Raw genomic sequence first — 19312 nt, forward strand, 5'->3', positions numbered from 1 at the left:
CCAGCTCCTACAGGACCCAGCGGGAGCAAGCTCCCTCGCCACGGGATCGGTGTTTGGCTCAGGGGCTTTGATCACCCCCTATCATCGCTATCAACCGCTCGAACAACGCATCGCCCTCCTCTTGCGAGCAATCGACCCCAAAACGCTTGCGCCAGCCCAACTGACTCAAAATCACATGCACATCCGCCTCCAGGTCATGCTGCTGCAAACACGCCTGCACGCACTGTAACGGGCAACCGTCCAGGGCAATGATCCGTCGCCCCGACCGCGCCTTGTTGACCAGTGGCGCCACATGCCCACCCACGCCAACGATGCAGGACATCTCGGCCAGGCCGGCGCGGTCCAGGCGCAGGGCGACGGTGTTGGCCAGTTGCGCCACGTTGGAACAGCCGGAACAGGAGTACACCAAGGGCAATACGCTTGGGGCTTTCATCACACTGCTGCCAACCCCTTGCCCGCCCGTTCCAGATTGCGCCATAACCACGGCGGCAATACGTCCGGGTCGAGGCTGTCGATCAGGTTCTTCAAAGCCAGCCCCAGTTCGGTGTCGCCCTCGATCACCAACCGCCGCCGGAAGAACAACGTATCGGGGTCCTCCTGACGACTGGCCAACAACAGGAATTCGCGCCAGTTGCCACTGATGGTGACCTGGGCCTCGGCGCGCTCGGCGATGCGCAATCCATCCCGCGCCAGGGTCAGGTACCAGCACAACTTCAAGTCGGGCACCCGCAGGCACAACCAGCGCCCGCGTAGCACATCGAACCCGCCATCGCGCAGCGGCTCGGCCAGGCAGCGATTGAGCGCCTGCTGCAACGCCAAGCGCTGCACCACGAACGGCACCTTGCCCACCAGGGGCAGCAAGCGGTCAGCGCCCTTGAGCACCCACTTCTTCGGACTCAACACAGGCCTGCCTCCTCTACCTTCAACATGCCGGCATGGCCGTGCCAGTAACCGTTGCACCCTTCGACGAACAGCGGCGGTGCCTCGCCCTGGCGAACCTTGTCGAAGGCCGCGACCACCTCGGCCATGCCCTGGGCGCGCGGGCTCAGCCGCAGCAGGTCGGCACCGCAGGCCAGCAGCGCTTGGTAATCGGCCAGCAGGTTGGTCACCTCGCCGGACATCGTCTGGATGCCGTTGAGGGTGAACAACTGTTGGCCTTCCTGACTGCTCAACGCCAGGCCGTCGGGGTAGTTGATGCAACAGAACTGACAGTCGTCCTTGGGTCGGTTTTCGGCCCGGGCGGTAAAGCAGCGCGCCGAGTACGCCAAGGGCAGATGACCATAGGAAAAAATCTCCACTTCAGGCACCTCGCGGTCCATCTCCCGCACCTGCTCCAGCACGTCGCCGATCAGCGCCGCCGAGCACTCCACCGGTGGCACCCAGCGGATCATGCCGCTGTCGAGCAATTGCCCCAGGGCATGGCCGTTGTACAGGTTCAGCGCCGGGCCGCCCACGAAGGGCAGCTTGCGTTCGGCCAGGAACTGCACCGCACCCATGTCGTTGGCTTCCACCAACAATTGGCCGTTGTCACACAGGCGTCGCAGCGAAGACAGCTCCGAAGCCGCCTCGATCAACGTCAGGCTCGACAACACAATCTGCGCCTGGCTACACGTTTGCAGCTCGCGCCCCAGGCCCAGCCATTGATCCAGGGAAAACGCCCGGCGCTTCGAGCACACGGTTTCCCCCAGGTAAATCACGTCCAGCGGCAAGGCCGACATCTCGGCATAGAAATTCCCCAGTTGCGCTTTGTCCCAATAAAACAGGACCGGTCCCAGGCTGAGTTTCATCTGGCCTCCTCTCATTGCCATGATCGATGGTAGGCGCCCAGGGTGGTCTGGCTGCCTTCGGACAGACCAGCCAGCACCTGGCGCCATTCTTCCCGCACCCGGAACCGCTGCGGCGCGGCCTGGTGGGCATCCAGCGCGGCGCGCCAGACCCGGGTTACCTGCTCAACGTAGGCAGGGCTGCGCTGGCGGCCTTCGATTTTCACCGCTTCAACGCCGATGGCGGTCAGTTCCGGCAGCAGGTCGAGGGTGTCGAGGCTGGTGGGTTCTTCCAGCGCATGGAAGCGTTTGCCACCCACCAGGAAGCGGCCCTTGCACAGGGTCGGGTAACCGGCCGGTTCTTCGGGGGTGTAGCGGTCGATCAGCACCTCGCTCAAGCGTGCGCTGAGGCCTTGGGCGTCCTCGCTCCAGCGCACCGCCTTGGCGGGCGAGCAGACGCCGCACAGATTCGGCGATTCGCCGGTGATGTAGGAAGACAAGTGGCAACGGCCCTCGGCCATGATGCACAGGCTGCCGAAACCGAAGACTTCGATAGGCACCGGGCTGCCCGCCGCCACCTGCCGCACCTGGGCCAGGGATAGCACCCGCGGCAGCACCGCGCGGCGGATGTCATAGCGCTGGGCGTAAAAAGCCAGGGCCGCGGCGTGGGTCGCCGAGCCTTGTACTGACAGGTGCAGCGCCAGTTTCGGATGGCGCTGGCTGGCGTAGCTGAGCACGCCGGGGTCGGCGGCGATCAGGGCGTCCACGCCGAAATCGGCGGCACGGTCCACGGCCCGTTGCCAGCGCTCCCAGCCCTTGGGTTGCGGGTAAGTATTGACCGCCACGTACAGTTTGCGTTGGTGCTGACGGATGTGCGCGACAGCCGCATCGAACTGTTTGTCGTCCATGTTCAGCCCGGCGAAGTGCCGGGCATTGGTGTCATCGCGAAAGCCGACATAGACGGCATCGGCGCCTTGGCGCACCGCCGCTTTGAGGGCAGGCAGATTCCCTGCCGGGCAAACCAGTTGCATGGGGCATCCTCGTGAGAAAACTAAGGCCGCCGCCAGTCTAGCCAGCCCTCGGCCGGCGACCTTGACGGCAATCAATTGCCGTCAATGCATCAGGTCAGTGAATGGCAGGTAAAGCACCTTGTCGTGCTTGTGCAACTGCGCCTCGCACTCCACCACCGCCAGCCCATCGGCCCAGCACGCGGCCGTCAGCATCGCCGAACTTTGCTGCGGGTGCAGCGTCACGCACAGGTGACCGTTGGCATCCGCCACCAACCTGGCGCGCAAGTACTGTCGACGCCGGTTGCGCTTGAGCCAGTCGAACCCCGCCGGCAGCTGCAACGGCACCGGCAGGACATCGCCCATGCCCTGGGCCCGAAACAGGAACGGCCGCACGACGATCAGCGCGGTAATCAACGCCGCCGACGGATTGCCCGGCAGCCCGAGCCAAGGCTTGCCTTCCACATCGCCAAAGGCCAGGGGCTTGCCCGGCTGGATCGCCAAACGCCAGAGGTCGATGCTGCCCAAGGCTTCGATGGCTTGCTTGAGGTGGTCCTCTTCACCCACCGAAACACCGCCCGATGTGATCAGCACATCGCATTCGGCCGCGGCCAGGCGCAACGCTTGCCGACTGGCCAACAACTGGTCGGGCATGACCCCGAAGTCATGCACCTCGACGCCCCAGCCGCGCAACAGCGCGGCGAGGCTATGGCGATTGCTGTTATAGATCTGCCCCGGCGCCAGTGGCTCGCCCGGTTCGCGCAGCTCATCGCCGCTGCTGAGCAAGCCCACTTGCAAGGGGCGATAGACGTCCACCTGAGGGACTCCGGCACCGGCGAGCAAACCCAACTCCTGGGCGCGCAGGCGCGTGCCGGCTTCAAGCAGCCGGTCTCCTCGACGCAGTTCCTCACCTTCCTTGCGCACATGGTCACCGCCGTTGACCGACGGTAACCAGACCCGCTCGCCATCGACCTGGCAGCTCTCTTGTGGCACCACCGTGTCGGCCCCCGGTGGCAGCGGCGCACCGGTAAAAATCCGCACGACCTGCCCGGCCTGCAACGGTTCGCCCGGCTCGTCACCGGCGGCGATGCGCCCGGCCAACGCCAGGTAGCCGCCATCAACCGGCAGGTCAGCGGCCCGCAGGGCATAGCCGTCCATCGCGCTGTTGTCCCAGGCCGGCAGATTCATCGGGCACAGGATATCGGCAGCCAACACACGCGCCAGGGCCTGGTCCAGGCCGACCCGTTGCACGGGCGGTGGCGGCGGTGCCTGGTCGAGCAAATGCCGGATCGCCTCATCCACCGGCATCAGCACGCCGCTGTCGCACACCCGACCGCTCACGAGCGCGTCTCGCATGCGGCAGGGGCGATGCCGTCCTGGGGCTTGAGGTGCGGAGTGAAATTGCACGGGCCGGTGCGACTGTCCAGTTGCCCGGCCAGGATCTGCTCCCAACCGGTCCGACAAGCCCCCGGCGAGCCTGGCAAGCAACACACCAGCACGCCATTGCTCATGCCCGCCAATGCCCGCGATTGCAGGGTGGACATGCCAATCTCCGCCAGCGACACCTGGCGGAACAGCTCGCCGAAACCGTCCACCTGCTTGTCCAGCAACGGCGCCACCGCTTGGGGGGTGTTGTCACGCGGGGTGAAACCAGTGCCGCCGGTCATCAACACCACCTGCACCTTGGGGTCGGCGATCCATTGGGAGACCTGGGCGCGGATCTGATAGATATCGTCCTTCACCAGCCCACGGTCGATGAGCACGTGTCCAGCCGTCTGCAGCAGGTCCGCCAGGGTCTGGCCCGAGGTGTCGGTGTCGAAGGTTCGAGTATCGCTGATGGTGAGGACCGCGATGTTCAGCGGTTGAAAGAGGCGTTGCGTCAGATGGGCCATGATCAGCCGTCCTGTCAGAAAAGATGGCCCAGCCTGAACCGCAATCGTTGCCGGGCCTATTCCTCCTTGGAGGTACCTCCCTTGGTGTCAGGGTGTCAGGGTGCCAGGCGGCTGCGCTGCCAGGCGCCATCGCGCAGGCGGTAGTCGAGGCGATCGTGCAAACGGTCGGCGCGGCCCTGCCAGAACTCCAGGCGTTCGGGCCGCAGGCAATAACCGCCCCAATGGTCGGGACGCGGCACGGGGTGATCGGCGAAGCGTTGTTCCGCCTGCGCCAGCAAGGTTTCCAGCGCGGCCCGATCTGCCAGTGGGCGACTTTGTGGCGACGCCCAGGCACCCAGGCGACTGCCTGCGGAACGCGACTCGAAATAGGCATCCGACAGCGCCGGATCGAGTTTGTGGACAGCCCCTTCGATGCGTACTTGCCGCTCCAGCCCCGGCCAGAAAAACGCCATGGCCGCCCAGGGATTCGTCGCCAGGTCCTGTCCCTTGGCGCTTTCGTAGTTGCCGAAAAACGAAAAACCCTGGGCGTCGAAACCCTTGAGCAACAGCACCCGACAATGGGGCCGGCCCTGCTCATCCACCGTCGCCAGGGCCATGCTGTTGGCTTCCACCGGTGGGCTTTCGGTCTCGCGGGCTTGTTGCATCCAGAGCCCGAACAGGACCAGGGGATCGTCCGGTGCCTGGGCTTCATCCAGGCCGTCGAGGGTGTACTGGCGGCGCATTTTGGCCAAGGAAAGGGGCATGAGGGTGATCTCCACTATGGGTTTGGGCCAGTGTGGAGTCGACTGCGTTGGCGGGCCTTGATCGTTGTCAATGCCGGTTCTTGTGGTGAGTTGTAGGGCGCTATCGCGAGCAAGCTCGCTCCCACAGGTGATCTGCTGTGTTCACAAGATCCCTGTGGGAGCGAGCTTGCTCGCGATGAAGGCAACGCGGTCCAACAGATCAACAGCTACTTGAGCCCCAACCGCCGCGCCAGCTTATGCAAGTTGCTCGGATCCACTTCCAACAGCCGCGCCGCCCCCGCCCAGTTCTGCCCGCAACGCTCCAGGGCGTTGAGGATCGCCTGTCGCTGGCAACCATCGACCGCTTCGCTCAACGGCTGGATCGGTACATCGGGCGCCTCCAGGGGTGCCTCCAGCAGTGCATGGACCGTGGCGGTATTGGCGTTGACATCCAAGTCCAGCACCTGCGGCTCCAGGGTCATGATCAGGCTGCGACTGGCGCCACGACTCAGTTGCTTCAACGCGGCGCGACTGATCACGTGTTCCAGTTCCCGCACATTACCCGGCCAGCTGTACGCCAATAGCGCCTGTTCGGCCGCCGGTGACAGGCGCAAGCCGCGCAGGCCCAGTCGCGTGCGGTTCAGTTCGAGAAAGTGCCCGGCCAACATCAACACATCGTGGCCGCGCTCGCGCAACGGCGGGATCGGCACCGGGTAGACCGAAAGCCGGTGGTACAGGTCGGCGCGAAACAGCCCGTCGCGAATGCTGTCGGGCAAGTGCCGGTTGGTGGCGGCGATGATCCGCACATCGACGTGCAGCGGCTTGTCCGCCCCCAGGCGCTGGATCTCGCCGTTCTGCAGAGTGCGCAACAACTTGGCCTGTACGCTCAACGGCAATTCACCGACCTCATCGAGAAACAGCGTGCCACCGTTGGCCGCATCGAAACGCCCGGCGCGGTCGGTGGTCGCCCCGGAGAACGCGCCTTTGACGTGGCCGAACAACTCGCTTTCGGCCAGGGACTCGGGCAACGCCGCGCAGTTGACCTGGACCAGCGGCTTGTGACCGCGCCGGGACAGGCGATGCAGACGGCGGGCGAACAGCTCCTTGCCCACCCCGGTTTCCCCCAGCAACAGCACCGGCAGTTCGGAGTCGGCCAGCACATCCAGCTCGTTGAGCAGTTGCTGCAAACCTTCACTGCGCCCAAGGATCTCGCCCTCCTCGGCTGGCAAGCGCAGGTCCGTCTGGTCGCTGCGCGATGCCCGCAGGCTACGGTTTTCCTGTTCAAGTCGAGTGACTCGCACCGCCGCCTCGATCTGCAAGGTACAGCGCTTGAGTTCGTCCCGGGCGCGGCTGTCGAAGGTGCCGGCGTGCAGCGCATCCAGGGTGATCGCGCCCCATAGCCGGCCTTCCACGTACAGGCTTACGCCCATGCAGTCATGCACCGGCAGCGGTTCACCAACGTGGTTGTCGAGCAAGCCGTCATAAGGATCGGGCAAGCGACTGTCCGGTTCGAACCAGGTGGGCTCCCGCGAGGCCATGATCGCCGCCAGGCGCGGGTGCTGGGCAATCACGAAGCGCCGTCCCAGCGCCTCGTGGACCAGGCCCACGGTGGCCACGGGCCTGAGGCTGTCATCGTCCAGGCGCAGCAACCCCACGGCGCCACTGTTGAAGTACTCGCGCAGGGTCTGCACCAGGCGCTGCAATCGCACCGCATTGGGCAGCTCGACGATCAGGTCGGCGGCCAGGCTTTCACGCAGCATGGTAGTGGTGACCCTCCAGGGTTCGTTTGACCCTTCGCAGTCAGGGTGACAATCACCCTGAAAAAAATTATTCGTTTATTTTCAGCCAGTTAAATCTGGCACGCCGGCTGCAAAGTCCACTCGTCTGTCCCTCCCGGGATTCAACCCAAGGAAACATGATGAGCCTCGAATTGTTGGACCAAAGCCTCGGCCAACTGGCCTGCGACATTCCCGGTGCCACCCGTACCTTCCATCATTACAACCTCGACTTCTGTTGCGGCGGGCAAAAATCCTTGCGCGAAGCCGCGCTGGGCAAAGGCCTGAACCCGCTGCTGATCGCCGATGCCCTCAACACCCTGCAAGCCGCCGGCGAACTGGGCCATGACTGGCGCGACGAGCCCCAGGCACTGTTGATCGCCCACATCCTGGAACGCTACCACGCGCGCCATCGCGAACAACTGCCGGAACTGATCCGCCTGGCCCGGCGCGTCGAGCAGGTCCATGGTGCGCGGTCCAGTTGCCCCAACGGCCTGGCCGATCACTTGCAGGACATGTATCAGGAACTTGAAGGCCACATGCTCAAGGAAGAACAGGTGCTGTTCCCGATGCTGCAACAGGGCCTGGGCGAACGGGCCTCGGCGCCGATCCAGGTGTTGCGCTACGAACACGATCAGCACGGTGAAGCCCTGGAAACCATGCTCGCCCTGACCGACCAGATCACCCCGCCCTCCGACGCCTGCAACACCTGGCGCGCCCTGTATCGCGGGCTGGTGGAGTTTCGCGACGACCTGATGCAGCACATCCACCTGGAAAACAATGTGTTGTTCGTCAATGCGATGAAGCCCACCCGCTAACCCTCAAACACCGCATTTCCCCCTGTGGGAGCGAGCTTGCTCGCGATGGCGCCGGATCAGTCAATATTGAGTTGCCTGACCCACCGCTATCGCGAGCAAGCTCGCTCCCACAAGGGATTGATGGTGTTCGACCTATTTTGCAAAGCCCTTGAATCAAATGCCGGCTCTTACCCTCCAGCTCAAAACTGCCAATAGAACATCGCCTTGGCCAGCACCACGATCAACACCATGTGCCCCAGGATACTGCGGCGCAACCAGCAGGCTCGGTTCGGCGTCAGGCGGCCGCTCTTGAGCCAGTACGCCAGCCACAAATAGTGACCGATGATGCTCAGCGCCAGCAGGATCTTCAGGCTCAGCAGCAGGCCGAAGCTGTTGCTCAGCGGCTGGCTCAATGCGCCGCGATGCTGCCAGGCCAGGGCCATGCCGGCGCCGTACAGCAACAGCACCACGCCGTGCAGTACGTGTCGCGAGCGCTTGGCGATGGCCTGGTCGGCGGCGTCCTTGACACCTTGGGCCAGGGGCCGGCGGGCGGCATGCCAGATAAAAACCTCGAAAAACAACGTGCCAATGAAGGCGATAGCCGCCAGCAGATGCGTGACCAGCAAGACCCCGTACATCATCGTTCCCCTGCGCCCCAACGACTCATCCCGGATGCCCATCCACCCGGGCCTTCAGCAGCATCGGCCCGTAGCGCCAGGCGTATAGACCGAACGCCAACGTCCAGCACAACCCCGCGAGCCACAGCCCGGCCAGCGGCAACAGCAGCACCAACAGCACGCGGCTCAGGCATGCCAGGTTCAGCAGGATGAACGCCAGGGTCATGCCCGCCGGTGGCTCCAGCGCTCGCCCGGTATGGCCCAGGCTAACGCGGGCAATCATCGCCAGGATCAACCCGGCCATGGCGCCGATGGTCAGGCTGTGCACCGCCAGGCTCGGGCTCACCGGCACACCGAAGTGCCACAGCGCCATACCCAGGCAGGCCGCCGCCAGCCAAGCGTAGGCCAGGTGCAACGACCACAGCAGCGGCACCCGCCACAAGTCCCGATCATGCCAACGCACCAGTCGAACCCCATGCCCCACCGCCAATGCGGCGAACACCAGGCCGACCCAGGCGCTGACCACCAGTGCCGGGCCGAAGGCATACAACACCGCCACCAGCGCCGACCCCGCCAGCAACAGGCGATCGAGCCACGGCCAAGGGGCCACGCCCTCGACTCGACCGAGGCCACGCTGGGTAAAGAATGGAATCACGCGCCCGCCGATCAACCCCATCATGGCGGCCACCAGCCACAGACCGGTGAGCACGCTCTGGCGCTGCAAGCCCTCGTTGTGCTGCACCAGGCCGTACACGGATAACCCATCAGCGGCAGCCAACAGCAGCAATACCAGGACAATCGGGTAATTGCGTTTCTGCCGCACACGCCACAACGTCAGCCCCATCAACGCGGCGACCGCCAGGGCAAACCCCAGCTCCAGCAGCGTCAGCAACGGCCAGGGTGCATTGACCAGCCAGGCCAGCCGCGCGCCCAGCCACAGCAGCGCCAGCGTGGCCAAGCGCTTGCCGCTGAGCCCCGGGGTGCCGGTCCAGGTCTGCACCGCCGTCAACAGGAACCCGGCGATGATCGCCAGGCCGAAACCGAACAACAGTTCATGCCGGTGCCAGGCCAACCAACCGCCGGCTGGCTGCCAGGCCGACAAGCGCCCGGTAAACGCGGCGAGCCAAAAGGGAATGGCCAGCAGCGCCAGCACGCAACCGGCCAGAAAAAACGGCCGAAACGCCAGGCGCCACAGCGGCGCGATGGCCATGGCCTTGCGACGGTCAAGCACTTGCATACACCACTCCTTTGCCTCGCTGAACCGTCAGCGAGGTACGACAAACCAGGGTTCGAATGATCGGCTATCGACGCTGGCAGGCCTTGTCTCAGATCAAGCCAACCAGGTGCCTCGGCCAGACACTTGCAAGGGGCTTGCCGAACCGGGTCGAGCCGCTCGCCAAATACCTCTGCCCCCCTGTGGGAGCGAGCTTGCTCGCGATGGCGGTGGCTCAGTTGCACAGATGTTGGATGTGCGGCCGTCATCGCGAGCAAGCTCGCTCCCACAAGGACTGTAGCTGAATGGGGTATTTATGACCCTTTAATGGTTGTTTTTACCCTATCGCGCCAGGGTCATTTCTACCCTCACCACCCCCAACGCCCCACCAATCAACGCCTCCAGCCCTGGCCCGGCTCTTGCTCAGCCACGGCATCACCTTTCTTGCCGGGGCCATCCATGAAATCCGTCGTTCTACCGCTCACCTGGTTCGTCGTGCTCTCCTGCATCGTGGCGCTTGCCAGCGGCCTGTCCCTGAGTCTGGTCTGACCCCGAACACCTCTTTTAGCCATTACAAGGATCCATGCCATGGTGCTCCACCGTGTCCATCACCAGATTCTGCGCAGCCATCATCTGTTCGAGCCCTTGAACGAAGAACAGCTCGACGAATTGATGAGCAACAGCCAACTGCTGAGCATCGACAAGGGCGACCCGTTGTTCCGTCAGGGAGAGCCGGCGCAGGCGTTTTACTTCGTGATTTCCGGCGCGGTGAAAATCTACCGGCTGACCCCGGACGGCCAGGAAAAAGTCTTCGAGGTCATCGGCGAGCGCCAGACCTTTGCCGAAGCGATGATGCTGATGGACACGCCCAACTACGTCGCGTCCGCCGAAGCCGTGGGCCCGACCCAGCTGTATCGACTGTCCAACGCCACCTACATGCGCCTGTTGCAAAGCAATAGCCGGCTGACCTTCGCCCTGCTCGGCAAGCTCTGCGTACGCCTGCACCAGCGGGTCAACGAGATTGAAACCCTGTCGCTGAAAAACGCCACTCACCGCGTGGTGCGCTACCTGCTGACGCAACTGGTGCGCCTGCAAACCGTGGACAGTCAGTTCGAACTGCCGATGGCCAAGCAACTGATCGCCGGGCACTTGTCGATCCAGCCGGAAACCTTTTCGCGGATCATCCGGCGCCTGATCGATGAAAAAATCATCACCCAGGACGGTCGCCAGATCGCTATTCTCGATCGCCTGCGCCTGGAGCAATTCGAATGAGCGCGCAGCCCACTTGCCTGTATTGCCAACTGGCCAACCCTGTCGATACCACCGAATGCCGCCAGTGCGGCATGCCGTTGCCAGCCGAGGCGGCAAGGGCCGACGAGCGCCGGCTACGGCGCTTCGGTTGGTTCTGTGGCGGGCTGACGATCTTCTGCATCGTCATGTTCTTCTGGCTGCCTCGCAGCATCGTCTGAACCCTCAATCCTGAGTCAATTGCCGGTACAACTGCGGTAGACGCAGCGGCAATTGCTCGGGCTGGCGAATCAAGGTGTAGCCGTTGGCCCCGAACATGTACGGCAGGTAATCCCCCGCTTCGCGGTCGATGGTGATACAGAACGGCGTCAACCCTTGGCGCCGCGCCTCGAGCACCGCCTGGCGGGTGTCTTCCACGCCATAACGTCCCTCGTAGAGGTCCAGGTCATTGGGCTTGCCGTCACTGAGCAGCAACAACAATTTGCGCCGGCGTTTGCAGCCCGCCAACCGTTGCGTGGCCTGGCGGATCGCGGCACCCATGCGCGTGTAGTAACCAGGCTTGAGGCCCTGGATGCGTCCGCGGGTGTGATCGTCGTAACGCTGGTTGAAAGCCTTGAGTTCATGCATGCGCACCTGCTGGCGGCGCAGGGAAGAGAACCCGTACAGAGCGAAATCATCCCCCAGCACCGACAGGGTTTCGCCGAACAGCAACAAGCTGTCGCGGATCACATCGATCACCCGGTGCTCGTCATTGAGGTGGGCATCGGTGGACATCGACAGGTCGGCCAGCAGCAGGCAGGCCAGGTCGCGACGGGTCTGGCGCTGGTCCATGAACAGCCCGCGTTCGCTGCACTGGCCGTGCTGGCGCTCGACATGAAAATCCAGCCAGGCTTGCAGGTCCAGCTCCGAACCTTGGGTTTGCTGGCGCAACCACTGGCGATCGTTGCGCAAATGTTCGAACTGGCAACGCAGGCGCTGGGCCGAGCTTCGCAGGCGTGCGGGCAACGGCTGGGGCAGGCAATCGCGCGGGGTGAAGGTTTGCAGGCTGACGAAGTCGTCCTGCAGGCGTTGCTTGCGATAATCCCATTCCGGCAACAGGATGCCCGCGCCCAACGGGATGTCGTCCACATCGGCCGGAGGCAGGTCCAGGTGCAGTTTCAAGCCACCGCCCTTGCGTATGCGGGTGCGTGACAAGGTCAACTGGTCCAGGTCCTCGGCGACGCGAGCGGCGTCCGGGTCTTCGCTGTCATCGGCCCAGCGATCCAGGTCCACGTGTTCGGTCCAACTGAACAGGTTTTCCAGGCGCACGATCAGCAGCCCACCGTCACGGGTGGTGTCATCGATTCGCTCGGCGCGCTTGCGCCCACCTTGCTGTTCACCGGGTGGCGTCGCCAGGTATTGCTCGGACTCTTCGAGATTGGCGGCCTGGGGATTGGCCAGGTGTTGGGGTGGGTAGAGCCACAGCGGCAACGGCCAGGCGGCCCGCTCGCTGCGGGGAAAATGTTCGACACTGCCCGGTTCGCGCAAGGCTTGGCACAACGCCCGCTCCAGGGCGGCTTCGACCGGGTTGAGCGTGGCGGGATCGGGGCGCAGGGACAGGTGCGCGTCCACCAGCCGTCGGTAGCGAGGGCGCAGCGCCGGGTAGCGCTTCAACACCGCTTGGGTCCAGCGCTGATTGTCCCGTCCCCAATGTTTCATCGGCCCCGACTGCGCGGCCAGCAACGCCAGCCAGCGATACAGCTCTTCGTTCAGGCCGACATCGGGGAACGCCGCCAGGCTCGCCGGCAGACGCAGGTTATTGCCATCGCAACAGGCCAGGGGCACTTGCTTGCAGGTGCCGGCGATCTGCTGCAACAGGTTGCGACGCAGCAGCAGGTCGCGGTCGCTGACCGCTTCCACCCCCAGGTGAGGCGCACCGCCGGTGGCGCGGAACAGCACCTGCAGCGCGCGTTGCCGGGGGACCAATTCGACCCGTGCTTCAGGAAAATCGGCGCTGGCCCGACGGGTGATGAAACGGTGCCAGACACTGCCGACCCATTCTTCCAGCTCGAGGGTGAATGCCATGGTTGTTCTCCTCTTAAGCCGAACCCATTGTGGCGAGGGGATTTATGTGGGAGCAAAGCTTGCTCGCGAAACAGGCGCCTTGATCTCTGGAAGACCGCATCGCCCCCATCGCGGGCAAGCCTTGCTCCCACATAAATCCCCTCACCACAAATGAGTTCGGCTTAGTCGTTGTGGCGACTCATGACGGCACCACCGCCGCCGGTGCGCGAAGGGCCGCACGACCACGTTGACGGAAGCTGAACAGGTAGCAGAGCAACCCGGCCAGGAACCCGACGCCGCTGACCAGTCGCGCCCAGAACAGCGGCTTCAAATGGTCCATCGTCGCCATGAACGGCAAGGCACTGCCATCCGTCATCCACCGCTGCAACCACACCTGGACCACACCGGCGGCGGTGAGGAACAAGGTGATCATCACCATCGACAGGGTCATCAACCAGAAGCCCCAGATCTCCAGGCGCTGGGAGCGTTCGTCCGCCGCTTCACCCAAGCCCCGCAAGCGCGGCATGGCGTAGCTGATCAGCGTCATCACGATCATCGCGTAGGCACCGTAGAAAGCCAGGTGCCCGTGGGCCGCGGTCAGTTGCGAACCGTGGGTGTAGTAGTTGACCGGTGCCAGGGTGTGCAGGAAACCCCAGACACCCGCGCCGAAGAACGCGGTGACCGTGGTGCCCTTGGCCCACAACGTGGCGGCACGGTTCGGATGCTGCCGACGGCGGTTTTTCACCATGCTGAAGGCGAAGACCACCATCGCCAGGAACGGCAGCGGTTCCATCGCCGAGAAGATCGAGCCGACCCACAACCAGACCTCGGGCGCGCCGATCCAGAAGAAGTGGTGACCGGTGCCGATGATCCCGGTGATCAACGCCATGGCGATAATCACGTAGAGCCATTTTTCCACCACTTCCCGGTCCACGCCGGTGATCTTGATCAGGACGAAGGCGAGCATCGAACCCATGATCAGTTCCCAGACGCCTTCCACCCAAAGATGCACCACCCACCACCAGTAGAACTTGTCGCGTGCGAGGTTTTCCGGGTTGTAGAAGGAGAACAGGAAGAACACTGCCAGGCCGATCAGCCCGGTCATCATCACCATGCTGACCGTGGTCTTGCGACCTTTGAGCAGGGTCATGCCGATGTTGTAGAGGAACCCCAGGCATACCACGACGATGCCCATCTTGGTGATGGTCGGCTGTTCCAGGAATTCCCGGCCCATGGTCGGTAGCAGGTCGTTGCCGGTGAATTTCGCCAGCGTGGCATAAGGCACCGAGAGGTAACCCAGGATCGTCGCCACGCCTGCGGCGGCGAATACCCAGAACAACACCAGCGCCAATTTCGGGCTGTGCAGTTCGCGGTCGGCCTCCTCCGGTATCAGGTAATACGCCGCGCCCATGAAGCCGAACAGCAGCCAGACGATCAGCAGGTTGGTGTGGACCATGCGGGCCACGTTGAAGGGGATCAGCGGGAACAGGAAGTCGCCGACCACGTATTGCAGGCCCATGATCAAACCGAACAGCACCTGCCCGAGGAACAGCATCAGGGCAAACACGAAATAGGGTTTGGCGACGGCCTGCGAGGCGAATTTCAGATGCGGATTAGCCATGCTCATCTCTCAGCCCTCCTTGTTTGGCGGCCAGCCATTGGTATTGATTTTCGAACTCCACTTGAGGAACTCGGCGATGTCGTCGACCTCCTGCTCGCTGAGGTTGAACTGGGGCATGGCCCGACGACCCGGAACGTTCAGCGGCTGCATTTTCATCCACGCCTGCAGGAACGGCTTGAAGGCCTCGTCGCCACCACGCCGGTTCACGACGTTGCCCAGCTCCGGCGCAAAATACGCGCCCTCGCCCAACAGCGTATGGCAGCCGATGCAGTTGTTGCGCTCCCAGACGCCCTTGCCGCGTATCACCGACTCCGTCAATTGCGCCTGGTTGCTGCGTTCGGGAAAGGTCTGTTCCGTGTGGTAGGTCAGGGCCAGGAATATCAGGAAGAAGAAGATGCTTCCCCCGAAGTAAATATTCCTGGCCATGCCTTTGGTGAAGGTATCTGACATGGTCACTTCCTCATTGCTTGGCGTGACCATTTTAGGAACCGAGGGGGCTGAAACCGCTTGATGGCGATCAAGAATCTCCGATGGTTTTGGTAGGTTGTTCCAACACAGCCCAAAAGGCAGATGAGCTTTTGTGGCGAGGGAGCTTGCTCCCGCCGGGGCGCGAAGCGGCCCCAGGCAAGTTGATCGCGGTCAGCCTGATACACCGGGATGCCTGGCCTTGGGGCTGCTGCGCAGCCCAGCGGGAGCAAGCTCCCTCGCCACGGTTATGTGCCAGACATGAGTGTCGAGGCAATCAGCACGGCCAATAGTGCGGCCCAACTCAATATCAACCGCCGCCACAGGCGCGGCGCATGGCGCAGTTCCATGAAGCCGTCGGCGATCAGCCAGGCCTTGGTCACCGCGACCGCCAGGATGGCGATGGACACCAGTGCGCTGGCGGCGACCTGGCCCAGGGCGACGGTGCCGGTGCTCAGCACGGCCAGCGCCATCCAGCAGGTGATCAAGACACGGGAAGCCGACATGAGCACCTCCGCTCAACCGAGAATGTAGACAACCGGGAACAGCAGCACCCAGACCAGATCGACCATGTGCCAATACAGCACGCCGGACTCCAACCCGCTGTGTTCCTGCGCACCGTAGCGCCGACGCCGGCAACCCTCGGCCAGCCAGGCGAGGATCACCATGCCCAGCAGCACATGGAGAAAATGAAACGTGGTGAGGATCCAGTACAAGGTGAAGAACGTGTCGTGCTCCATCCCCAAACCGTTCGCCAGCAGATGGGCATACTCAGTGAGCTTGATCGCCACATAACCGCAAGCGAGCAACAACGCCCCGCACAACAACAGCGCGGCGCGACGCGGCCGGTCCCGCCTGACTTGCTCCTGGGCCAGGGCGGCGAACAGCCCGGCGGTCAGCAGGCTCAGGGTCATGGCCAGGCCCGTGGAGCGGTCCAGCAACTGCCGGCCCTCGCTGAACATCTGCGGGTGCAACGCCTGGGCGACGGTGAATGCCAGGATCAACAGCGCGAACACCGACAACTCGGCGAGGATGAAAAACCACATCGCCAGATCCCCGGGCAACCGCCGGGGCACGCCAGCGGTTTCAGCCGAAGTGGACATCGACCACATCCATCAAAGCGGCAACGGTCTGCGGGTCGTCACTCAACGGCTCGGCCAGGCAGGCCAGACAGGCTTGGCGCGGGTCCATGCCGGAGCCGATCATGCGCGCGGCGAAAATCAACAGGCGCGTTGAGGCGACTTCCTCCAGGTCATGTTGGTCGAGCCGGCGCAGCGCCTGCCCCAGCCGCACCACCTGGGCCGCCAGGGCCAGGTCCACACCCGCCTCGCGGGCGACGATGCGCTCTTCATCGGCCACCGCCGGATAGCCAAAGCGCATCGCCACGAAACGCTGGCGCGTGCTGGGTTTCATACCCTTGAGCAGGTTCTGGTAACCGGGGTTGTACGACACCACCAGCATGAAGGACGGCGGCGCCTGCAGCACTTCGCCGGTGCGTTCCAGGTACAGCTGCCGACGATCATCGGCCAGCGGGTGCAGCACCACCGCCGTGTCCTGGCGCGCTTCGACCACCTCATCCAGATAGCAGATGCCGCCCTCACGCACCGCCCGGGTCAAGGGGCCGTCCTGCCACCAGGTGCCCTGGGTGCCAATCAGGTGACGGCCCACCAGGTCAGCCGCACTCAAATCATCGTGGCAGGCGACGGTGTACAGCGGCAGTTTCAGGCGGTGAGCCATGTGCTGGACGAAACGGGTCTTGCCGCAGCCGGTGGGGCCTTTGATCAGCACCGGCATGCCGTGATGCCAGGCCTGCTCGAACAGCGCCTGCTCGTTGTCCTGGGGTTGATAAAAGGGTTCGTCGGGGTGCTGCAGAGTGTGGATAGCGTTCATGGCGAGGGCCTGATCAGACAACACGATTGCCGGCCACGCTACGGCGCCCTGCGACAACCTGGCAAGGGCGGCGGCCAGCAAACTTGATCGCCGTCAAGCGGCTCACCACCGCCCTGGGCATAGCCTTGCATCGCACCAAGAACCTGCGCGCCGAACGTCAATTACAGCGCAGCGCGGGTCATGCCTGAGGAGAAATGGAATGCTGATCAGCCACAAAAAAACGTGGGCCCTGAGGGTGACGGCGCTGTGTACAGCGCTGGTCGCTCCCTACGCCTTCGCCGACCAACCCACCACGCCGGAACCGTCCCGCGTGGTCAAGACCGAAGGCGCGCCGGACCTGAGCCAGGCCGACTTCGACTCGGCCAAGGAAATCTATTTCCAGCGCTGCGCCGGCTGCCACGGGGTCTTGCGCAAAGGCGCCACCGGCAAACCGCTGACACCCGACATCACCCAGTCCCGCGGCCAGGCCTACCTGGAGGCGCTGATCACCTACGGTTCGGCCGCCGGCATGCCGAACTGGGGCACCTCCAATGCCCTGACCAAAGACCAGATCACGGTGATGGCCAAGTTCATCCAGCACACCCCGCCGACGCCACCGGAATGGGGCATGGCGGAAACCCGCAAGACCTGGAAAGTGCTGGTCAAGCCTGAAGACCGGCCGACCAAACAGATCAGTACGCTCAACCTGCAGAACCTGTTCTCGGTGACCCTGCGCGACGACGGCAAGATTGCCCTGATCGACGGCGACAGCAAGAAGATCGTCAAGCTGATCGACACCGGTTATGCCGTGCACATCTCGCGCATCTCGGCGTCGGGTCGCTACCTGTTGGTGATCGGCCGGGATGCCAAGATCGACATGATCGACCTGTGGCCGAAAGAGCCGACCAAGGTCGCGGAAATCAAGGTGGGCATCGAGGCTCGCTCGGTGGAAACCTCCAAGTTCAAGGGCTACGAAGACAAGTACACCATCGCCGGCTCGTACTGGCCGCCGCAGTTCACCATCATGGACGGCGAGACCCTGGAGCCCAAGCAGATCGTCTCGACCCGCGGCATGACCGTCGACACCCAGCAGTACCATCCCGAGCCACGGGTCGCGGCCATCATCGCCTCCCACGAATGGCCGGAGTTCATCGTCAACGTCAAGGAAACCGGCAAGGTGATGCTGGTCAACTACCAGGACATCAAGAACCTCACCATCACCAGCATCGACGCCGCGCCGTTCCTCCATGACGGCGGTTGGGACAGCAGCCATCGCTACTTCATGACGGCCGCCAACAACTCCAACAAGGTCGCAGTGATCGACTCCAAGGAACGCAAGCTCACCGCCCTGGTGGATGTCGGCAAGACCCCGCACCCGGGGCGCGGCGCCAACTTCAACCACCCACTCTACGGGCCGGTCTGGGCCACCAGCCACTTGGGCGACGCCGGGGTTTCCATGATCGGCACCGACCCGATCAAGCATCCGCAATACGCCTGGAAGCAGGTCGGTTCGCTCCAGGGCCAGGGTGGCGGCTCGCTGTTCATCAAGACCCACCCCGCCTCGCGCCACCTGTATGTCGACACCACCCTCAGCCCGGACGCCAAGCTCAGCCAGTCGGTGGCGGTGTTCAACATCGACAAGCTCGACGCCGGCTACACCGTGCTGCCGATCGCCGAATACGCCGGCATCGAGAAAGGCGCGCTGCGCGTGGTGCAACCGGAATACAACAAGGCCGGCGACGAGGTCTGGTTCTCGGTCTGGAGTGGTCAGGAGGACGAGTCGGCGCTGGTGGTGATCGACGACAAGACCCTCAAGGTCAAGAACGTGATCAAGGACAAGCGCCTGATCACCCCGACCGGGAAATTCAACGTCTACAACACCCAACACGACATCTATTGAGCCCCATCAATAAGAGGAAAAACCATGAAGCCTATTCTGATTGCCCTGGCCTTGACTGCCGCCTACAGCCTGCCGGCGTTGGCGCAAGACGGCCCGACGCTGTTCAAGAGCAAACCCTGCGCCGCCTGCCATTCCATCGACACCAAGGTGGTGGGCCCGGCGCTCAAGGAGGTCGCGGCGAAAAACGCTGGCGTCGCCGGGGCCCAGGACGTGCTCGCCAAGCACATCAAGGAAGGCACGCAAGGTAACTGGGGACCGATGCCGATGCCGGCCAACCCTGTGACGGAAGAGGAAGCCAAGATCCTGGCTGCGTGGGTCTTGACCCTTAAATAACGCTCAAGGAATCCAGCTCTGTTGCAAGGGGTTGTATGTGGGAGCAA

At 63.6% G+C, this 19312-nt stretch carries 21 protein-coding genes; 5 read left to right on the forward strand and 16 right to left on the reverse strand.

Features of this window, described 5'->3' with window-relative positions:
- Positions 1-58 precede the first annotated feature (58 nt).
- The 8 genes from IB266_RS11785 to norR form a co-directional block, all read right to left on the reverse strand.
- On the reverse strand, positions 59-433 hold the full coding sequence (locus IB266_RS11785) for a putative zinc-binding protein (protein WP_192261280.1): 375 nt from the start codon (positions 431-433) through the stop codon (positions 59-61).
- A complete protein-coding gene (ubiT, locus tag IB266_RS11790) occupies positions 433-903 on the reverse strand; it encodes a ubiquinone anaerobic biosynthesis accessory factor UbiT (RefSeq protein ID WP_060742091.1) in 471 nt (156 codons plus the stop codon). Before ubiT ends, IB266_RS11785 begins: the two co-directional genes overlap by 1 nt.
- The gene (locus IB266_RS11795; protein ID WP_192261281.1) at positions 897-1787 is read right to left on the reverse strand and encodes a U32 family peptidase; all 891 of its coding nucleotides are present in this window, start codon (positions 1785-1787) and stop codon (positions 897-899) included. The genes ubiT and IB266_RS11795 overlap by 7 nt, the downstream gene beginning before the upstream one ends.
- An 11-nt stretch (positions 1788-1798) precedes the next feature.
- Positions 1799-2794: a ubiquinone anaerobic biosynthesis protein UbiU gene (gene ubiU, locus IB266_RS11800; RefSeq protein ID WP_122566490.1), complete on the reverse strand. Its 996-nt coding sequence runs from the start codon at positions 2792-2794 to the stop codon at positions 1799-1801.
- A gap of 81 nt (positions 2795-2875) precedes the next feature.
- The gene (glp, locus tag IB266_RS11805) at positions 2876-4111 is read right to left on the reverse strand and encodes a gephyrin-like molybdotransferase Glp (protein WP_192261446.1); all 1236 of its coding nucleotides are present in this window, start codon (positions 4109-4111) and stop codon (positions 2876-2878) included.
- Complete coding sequence (gene moaB, locus IB266_RS11810) at positions 4108-4662, reverse strand: molybdenum cofactor biosynthesis protein B (protein WP_192261282.1); 555 nt, start codon at positions 4660-4662, stop codon at positions 4108-4110. Before moaB ends, glp begins: the two co-directional genes overlap by 4 nt.
- A gap of 95 nt (positions 4663-4757) precedes the next feature.
- Positions 4758-5405 (reverse strand): pyridoxamine 5'-phosphate oxidase, encoded by a 648-nt coding sequence (gene pdxH / locus IB266_RS11815; protein WP_192261283.1) that lies wholly within the window; start codon positions 5403-5405, stop codon positions 4758-4760.
- 206 nt (positions 5406-5611) lie between these two features.
- Positions 5612-7144, reverse strand: a complete 1533-nt coding sequence (gene norR, locus IB266_RS11820; protein WP_192261284.1) for a nitric oxide reductase transcriptional regulator NorR — start codon at positions 7142-7144, stop codon at positions 5612-5614.
- A gap of 158 nt (positions 7145-7302) precedes the next feature.
- On the opposite strand from norR, the gene ytfE reads away from it, so the two are divergent.
- Positions 7303-7977: an iron-sulfur cluster repair protein YtfE gene (ytfE, locus tag IB266_RS11825; RefSeq protein WP_192261285.1), complete on the forward strand. Its 675-nt coding sequence runs from the start codon at positions 7303-7305 to the stop codon at positions 7975-7977.
- A 179-nt stretch (positions 7978-8156) separates the two neighbouring features.
- Here the strand turns inward: ytfE and IB266_RS11830 are convergent, their stop codons facing one another.
- Positions 8157-8594: a hypothetical protein gene (locus IB266_RS11830; RefSeq protein WP_170866790.1), complete on the reverse strand. Its 438-nt coding sequence runs from the start codon at positions 8592-8594 to the stop codon at positions 8157-8159.
- A gap of 25 nt (positions 8595-8619) precedes the next feature.
- A complete protein-coding gene (locus IB266_RS11835) occupies positions 8620-9810 on the reverse strand; it encodes an NnrS family protein (RefSeq protein ID WP_192261286.1) in 1191 nt (396 codons plus the stop codon).
- A 564-nt stretch (positions 9811-10374) separates the two neighbouring features.
- Between IB266_RS11835 and IB266_RS11840 the strand changes: the two genes are divergently transcribed.
- A complete protein-coding gene (locus tag IB266_RS11840; protein ID WP_060742081.1) occupies positions 10375-11058 on the forward strand; it encodes a Crp/Fnr family transcriptional regulator in 684 nt (227 codons plus the stop codon).
- Positions 11055-11255, forward strand: a complete 201-nt coding sequence (locus tag IB266_RS11845; protein WP_060742080.1) for a hypothetical protein — start codon at positions 11055-11057, stop codon at positions 11253-11255. The genes IB266_RS11840 and IB266_RS11845 overlap by 4 nt, the downstream gene beginning before the upstream one ends.
- 4 nt (positions 11256-11259) lie before the next feature.
- Here IB266_RS11845 and IB266_RS11850 read toward each other — a convergent pair whose 3' ends face one another.
- The 6 genes from IB266_RS11850 to IB266_RS11875 all read right to left on the reverse strand — a co-directional run bounded on the left by IB266_RS11850 (position 11260) and on the right by IB266_RS11875 (position 17053).
- Complete coding sequence (locus IB266_RS11850) at positions 11260-13098, reverse strand: nitric oxide reductase activation protein NorD (protein ID WP_192261287.1); 1839 nt, start codon at positions 13096-13098, stop codon at positions 11260-11262.
- A 178-nt stretch (positions 13099-13276) separates the two neighbouring features.
- On the reverse strand, positions 13277-14704 hold the full coding sequence (locus IB266_RS11855) for a cbb3-type cytochrome c oxidase subunit I (protein WP_072404347.1): 1428 nt from the start codon (positions 14702-14704) through the stop codon (positions 13277-13279).
- 3 nt (positions 14705-14707) lie between these two features.
- Entirely contained in the window at positions 14708-15148 is a 441-nt protein-coding gene (locus IB266_RS11860; RefSeq protein WP_003202495.1) for a c-type cytochrome, read from the reverse strand.
- Positions 15149-15411: 263 nt separating this feature from the next.
- Entirely contained in the window at positions 15412-15669 is a 258-nt protein-coding gene (locus IB266_RS11865; protein WP_060742077.1) for a cytochrome C oxidase subunit IV family protein, read from the reverse strand.
- 12 nt (positions 15670-15681) lie between these two features.
- On the reverse strand, positions 15682-16266 hold the full coding sequence (locus IB266_RS11870) for a cytochrome c oxidase subunit 3 family protein (RefSeq protein ID WP_192261288.1): 585 nt from the start codon (positions 16264-16266) through the stop codon (positions 15682-15684).
- Positions 16250-17053 (reverse strand): CbbQ/NirQ/NorQ/GpvN family protein, encoded by an 804-nt coding sequence (locus IB266_RS11875; protein WP_192261289.1) that lies wholly within the window; start codon positions 17051-17053, stop codon positions 16250-16252. The genes IB266_RS11870 and IB266_RS11875 overlap by 17 nt, the downstream gene beginning before the upstream one ends.
- A 199-nt stretch (positions 17054-17252) precedes the next feature.
- Between IB266_RS11875 and nirS the strand changes: the two genes are divergently transcribed.
- A complete protein-coding gene (gene nirS / locus IB266_RS11880) occupies positions 17253-18932 on the forward strand; it encodes a nitrite reductase (protein ID WP_192261290.1) in 1680 nt (559 codons plus the stop codon).
- 24 nt (positions 18933-18956) lie between these two features.
- Entirely contained in the window at positions 18957-19265 is a 309-nt protein-coding gene (locus IB266_RS11885; RefSeq protein ID WP_053119574.1) for a c-type cytochrome, read from the forward strand.
- The last annotated feature ends 47 nt before the right edge of the window (positions 19266-19312 follow it).

Origin of the sequence: Pseudomonas sp. Pdm06, from assembly GCF_014851795.1 — a bacterium.
Classification (GTDB): Bacteria; Pseudomonadota; Gammaproteobacteria; order Pseudomonadales; family Pseudomonadaceae; genus Aquipseudomonas; species Aquipseudomonas fluorescens_AA.